The sequence below is a fragment of the Vermiculatibacterium agrestimuris genome (assembly GCF_943193085.1).
Taxonomy (GTDB): Bacteria; Bacillota; Clostridia; order Oscillospirales; family Oscillospiraceae; genus Vermiculatibacterium; species Vermiculatibacterium agrestimuris.
The window spans coordinates 1-5774 of the sequence record NZ_CALPCU010000048.1; the positions used below are offsets into that span (position 1 = coordinate 1).

The 5774-nt window shown below is 52.8% G+C and carries 4 tRNA genes and 3 rRNA genes; all 7 read right to left on the reverse strand.

From position 1 onward, the window contains the following. Nucleotides 1-10 precede the first annotated feature (10 nt). Nucleotides 11-126: ribosomal RNA gene (rrf, locus tag NFR87_RS10220) — 5S ribosomal RNA — on the reverse strand. A gap of 177 nt (nt 127-303) precedes the next feature. Beyond that, nucleotides 304-378 (reverse strand) — tRNA-Glu (locus NFR87_RS10225). Nucleotide 379: 1 nt separating this feature from the next. Then, nucleotides 380-455, reverse strand: a tRNA-Lys gene (locus tag NFR87_RS10230). Nucleotides 456-669: 214 nt separating this feature from the next. Beyond that, nucleotides 670-3513, reverse strand: a 23S ribosomal RNA gene (locus NFR87_RS10235). A gap of 286 nt (nt 3514-3799) precedes the next feature. Further along, nucleotides 3800-3876: transfer RNA gene (locus tag NFR87_RS10240), tRNA-Ile, on the reverse strand. Nucleotides 3877-3879: 3 nt separating this feature from the next. Continuing rightward, nucleotides 3880-3955, reverse strand: a tRNA-Ala gene (locus tag NFR87_RS10245). Between the two features lie 115 nt (nt 3956-4070). Further along, nucleotides 4071-5601: ribosomal RNA gene (locus NFR87_RS10250) — 16S ribosomal RNA — on the reverse strand. Together the 16S, 23S and 5S rRNA genes with 4 tRNA genes alongside form the textbook arrangement of a ribosomal RNA operon. Nucleotides 5602-5774 lie beyond the last annotated feature (173 nt).

A 5774-nucleotide genomic window follows, 5' to 3' on the forward strand; every position in this document is an offset into this window, starting at 1 on the left:
CTCTTCTTTGTGTTGGCGTCACCTATTTTACCAGTCCGTTGCCAGACAAGTATCGTCGGCGCAAGTGAGCTTAACTGCCGTGTTCGGGATGGGAACGGGTGGACCCTCACTGCAATCGACACCAACTGCGTCAGCACAAGCTTCGTATCCTTCGCTGTGCTTCCTTTCCAGATCAAACCTTGCTCGCAAGCCTTGATCTGGTTTTATCTTAACTGGAAATCTTACCTCCCAGTCAAAATACCTATTGAATTGTAAACGTTCTTCTTCGCCTTGTCAATCTCTTTTTTGCTTCGCAAAAAGAGGTGGTGACCCGTACCGGATTCGAACCGATGTTAACGGCGTGAGAGGCCGCTGTCTTAACCACTTGACCAACGGGCCATGGTGCGCCTTCACGGACTCGAACCGGGGACCCACTGATTAAGAGTCAGTTGCTCTACCAACTGAGCTAAAGGCGCATAGGGGTGTGGGCTGTCACGCTGCGAACAGATCAGGGCGCTCACTCGCCTTCCCTTCGTCTCAGGCTGGTCTCCGGGCCTCTCTCGGCCCTGCGCTCGCCCTCGCTCCGATCCAGGCTCCTTCGCAGACCTGTTCTCCGCGCTTCTCTGCACCCTCAAAACCGAACAACGTAGCTCTATTATGTCCTGCAAGCGTGTCTGCATTCTTCATGTTAAGGTCAAGCCCTCGGCTGATTAGTACCGGTCAGCTGCATGCATTACTGCACTTCCACCTCCGGCCTATCGACGATGTAGTCTACATCGAGCCTTACTCCTCGAAGGATGAGAGATCTAATCTTAGGGGGAGTTTCACGCTTAGATGCCTTCAGCGTTTATCTCGTCCGTACGTAGCTACCCAGCTGTGACCTTGGCAGGCCAACTGGTGCACCAGCGGTACGTCCATCCCGGTCCTCTCGTACTAAGGACAGCTCCCTTCAAATCTCTTACGCCCGCAACAGATAGGGACCGAACTGTCTCACGACGTTCTGAACCCAGCTCGCGTGCCACTTTAATCGGCGAACAGCCGAACCCTTGGGACCGAATACAGCCCCAGGATGTGACGAGCCGACATCGAGGTGCCAAACCTCCCCGTCGCTGTGGACGCTTGGGGGAGATCAGCCTGTTATCCCCAGGGTAGCTTTTATCCGTTGAGCGACGGCACTTCCACTTGCATACCGCCGGATCACTAACTCCAACTTTCGTTACTGCTCGACTTGTCAGTCTCGCAGTTAGGCTGGCTTATACGTTTACACTCACTGCACGATTTCCGTCCGTGCTGAGCCAACCTTTGAGCGCCTCCGTTACTCTTTAGGAGGCGACCGCCCCAGTCAAACTGCCCACCTAACAGTGTCCCCCGACCTGATTCAAGGCCGCAGGTTAGAAATCCAGCAAATCAAGGGTGGTATCCCAAGGGTGACTCCACACGAGCTGACGCCCGTGCTTCCAAGTCTCCCACCTATCCTGTACATGACTTACCGAATTCCAGTATTAAGCTACAGTAAAGCTCCATGGGGTCTTTCCGTCTAGTTGCGGGTAACTGGCTTCTTCACCAGTACAACAATTTCGCCGGGTGGGCTGTTGAGACAGCGCCCAGATCGTTACGCCATTCGTGCGGGTCAGAACTTACCTGACAAGGAATTTCGCTACCTTAGGACCGTTATAGTTACGGCCGCCGTTTACTGGGGCTTCAATTCAATGCTTCGCCCGAAGACTAACATCTCCTCTTAACCTTCCAGCACCGGGCAGGCGTCAGCCCATATACGTCATCTTTCGATTTAGCATAGACCTGTGTTTTTGGTAAACAGTCGCCTGGGCCTATTCTCTGCGGCCCCCCTTAGGGGGCTCCCCTTCTCCCGAAGTTACGGGGTCATTTTGCCGAGTTCCTTAACAACCCTTCTCCCGTTGGCCTTAGGATTCTCTCCTCATCTACCTGTGTCGGTTTGCGGTACGGGCACCTTAGCATACCTCACGCCTTTTCTCGCCTCTGGACATCGAGGACTTCCCTACTATATTTCGGTCCCTTACGCCCGGGTCAACCAACGCCCGGGTCCCTCTATTCCAAAGTGTCAGCGTGCTTAAGGTTCGGTGGCTACGGAATTTCTACCGTATGTGCATCGACTACGCCTTGCGGCCTCGCCTTAGCTCCCGGCTTACCTTGGGCGGACGAACCTTCCCCAAGAAACCTTAGATTTTCGGCCATTATGATTCTCACATAATTCTCGCTACTCATTCCGGCATTCTCACTCGAATACAGTCCACCAGTGCTTCCGCTCTGACTTCGCCCCGTATTCGACGCTCCCCTACCCCTGTCCATAAGGACAAGCCCAAGCTTCGGTTATATGCTTAGCCCCGTTATATTTTCCGCGCAGAACCACTCGACCAGTGAGCTATTACGCACTCTTTGAATGAGTGGCTGCTTCTGAGCCAACATCCTGGTTGTTTTCGCAGTTCCACATCGTTTTCCACTTAGCATATATTAGGGACCTTAGCTGTGGGTCTGGGCTGTTTCCCTTTTGACCATGAGACTTATCTCACATAGTCTGACTGCCGATCATCAATTCTCCGGTATTCTTAGTTTGATAGGGTTCAGTAAGCTTATCGCCCCCTAGCCCAGTCAGTGCTTTACCCCCGGGAATCTAAATCAACGCTAGCCCTAAAGCTATTTCGGGGAGAACCAGCTATCTCCGAGTTCGATTGGAATTTCACCGCTATCCACAGGTCATCGCCGGACATTGCAACGTACGTGCGTTCGGTCCTCCATGGAGTTTTACCTCCACTTCAACCTGCCCATGGATAGGTCACACGGTTTCGGGTCTATGGCTGCTGACTTTATACGCCCTGTTCAGACTCGCTCTCGCTTCGCCTCCGGCACTGAATGCCTTAAGCTTGCCAGCAGCTATAACTCGCCGGACCATTCTACAAAAGGTACCTCATCACCCATTAACGGGCTTTGAGTGCTTGTAAGCACAAGGTTTCAGGTTCTCTTTCACTCCCCTCACGGGGTCCTTTTCACCTTTCCCTCACGGTACTGCTCCTCTATCGGTCATCAGGTAGTATTTAGGGTTGGAGGGTGGTCCCCCCAGCTTCCCACGGGGTTTCACGTGTCCCGCGGTACTCTGGATACCCGTCAACAGACTTCGCCTTTCGCCTACGGGGCTCTCACCCGCTGTGGCCGGCCTTCCCATACCGTTCGGCTAAACTAGTCTGTCTTATACAGGTCCACAACCCCAGGAGACAAGTCTCCTGGTTTGCCCTCTTCCGCGTTCGCTCGCCACTACTAGCGGAATCTCGGTTGATTTCTCTTCCTCGCCCTACTTAGATGTTTCAGTTCAGGCGGTTCCCTTCCTACGCCTATTTGATTCAACGCAGGATGACGGAGTATTGCTCCGCCGGGTTTCCCCATTCGGAAATCTACGGATCAAAGTGTATGTGCCACTCCCCGTAGCTTATCGCAGCTTGTCACGTCCTTCTTCGGCTCCTGATGCCAAGGCATTCCCCTTGCGCTCTTATCAGCTTGACCTCGTAGAACAGCTTTAGCTGTTCTCTTAAGATCATGAATTATGCAGATCATAACAGAAGTTGTCAATTTCAGCTCAATTGTCTTTACCCTACTAAACAGCTTTCGCCATTTATAAGTTCCACAACATTTTTCGCTTTCATTGCCCTCTGTTGCTTGCTCTTCATACTAGAATCTACGTTGTTCAGTTTTCAAGGTGCAGACCTTCCGGCCTTGGCTTAACGTCAAAACCAGATACAAGTCTTCAAGTCTTCTTAAAGACTTGTATCTGTTCTCGACCTTTAACGTTTGGTGGGCCAGAGTGGACTCGAACCACCGACCTCACGATTATCAGTCGTGTGCTCTAACCAGCTGAGCTACTGGCCCTCGTGGTGGAGGTTACCGGACTCGAACCGGTGACCCCCTGCTTGCAAAGCAGGTGCTCTACCAGCTGAGCTAAACCCCCATAGCACACTAGGACGTGTACCCTCTAAATTAAACAACGTGAATCCTTAACAACTCCATCCGAGTCTGACCTGAGGATTAGAGGTCTGACCGTAGCCAGCCCCGTTTCTCCTTAGAAAGGAGGTGATCCAGCCGCTCGTTCTCGAACGGCTACCTTGTTACGACTTCACCCCAATTATCGAACCCACCTTCGGCCGCGCCCCCCTTGCGGTCAGGCTACGGACTTCGGGTGTTCCCGACTCTCATGGTGTGACGGGCGGTGTGTACAAGGCCCGGGAACGTATTCACCGCGGCATGCTGATCCGCGATTACTAGCGATTCCAACTTCACGCAGGCGGGTTGCAGCCTGCGATCCGAACTGGGACGGCTTTTAGGGATTTGCTCTGCCTCGCGGCTTTGCTTCCCTCTGTTGACCGCCATTGTAGTACGTGTGTGGCCCAGGACATAAGGGGCATGATGATTTGACGTCGTCCCCACCTTCCTCCGTTTTGTCAACGGCAGTCTCGCCAGAGTGCTCTTGCGTAGCAACTGGCAATAAGGGTTGCGCTCGTTGCGGGACTTAACCCAACATCTCACGACACGAGCTGACGACAACCATGCACCACCTGTCACCGGTGTCCCCGAAGGGAAAAGCTTATCTCTAAGCCGGTCACCGGGATGTCAAGCCCTGGTAAGGTTCTTCGCGTTGCTTCGAATTAAACCACATACTCCACCGCTTGTGCGGGCCCCCGTCAATTCCTTTGAGTTTCAACCTTGCGATCGTACTCCCCAGGTGGGATACTTATTGCGTTAGCTGCGGCACGGAGGGGGTCAGACCCCCCACACCTAGTATCCATCGTTTACAGCGTGGACTACCAGGGTATCTAATCCTGTTTGCTCCCCACGCTTTCGCGCCTCAGCGTCAGTTAATGTCCAGCAGGCCGCCTTCGCCACTGGTGTTCCTCCGTATATCTACGCATTTCACCGCTACACACGGAATTCCGCCTGCCTCTCCATCACTCAAGAAAAACAGTTTCAAATGCAGTTCCAGGGTTGAGCCCTGGAATTTCACATCTGACTTGCTTCCCCGCCTACACGCCCTTTACACCCAGTAAATCCGGATAACGCTTGCCACCTACGTATTACCGCGGCTGCTGGCACGTAGTTAGCCGTGGCTTATTCGTCAGGTACCGTCACTTGCTTCGTCCCTGACAAAAGAAGTTTACAACCCGAGGGCCTTCTTCCTTCACGCGGCGTTGCTGGGTCAGGCTTGCGCCCATTGCCCAATATTCCCCACTGCTGCCTCCCGTAGGAGTCTGGGCCGTGTCTCAGTCCCAATGTGGCCGGCCAACCTCTCAGTCCGGCTACTGATCGTCGACTTGGTGGGCCGTTACCCCGCCAACTATCTAATCAGACGCGAGGCCATCTCAGAGCGATAAATCTTTGGCAACCAAAGCCATGCGACTTAGTTGCATTATGCGGTATTAGCAGCTATTTCTAACTGTTATTCCCCACTCCAAGGCAGGTTCCTCACGCGTTACTCACCCGTCCGCCACTAGGTATTCCTATCATTTGGACGAATCCTCAATCAAGGGTACCCCGTTCGACTTGCATGTGTTAAGCACGCCGCCAGCGTTCATCCTGAGCCAGGATCAAACTCTCAATAATATGGTATCTACACAACCTAAGTTGTATAAACCGAAATTATTGAAGCTTATCTCTTAGCTTCAAAGAAATCATTTCGGAGACCTTCCCACAAGTTCTCACTTGTGAAAAGGACTTCCGTCCTCTTCTGGTGTTGTCTTGTCTTCACGTTGTTTAATTTACAAGGTGCACGCCGC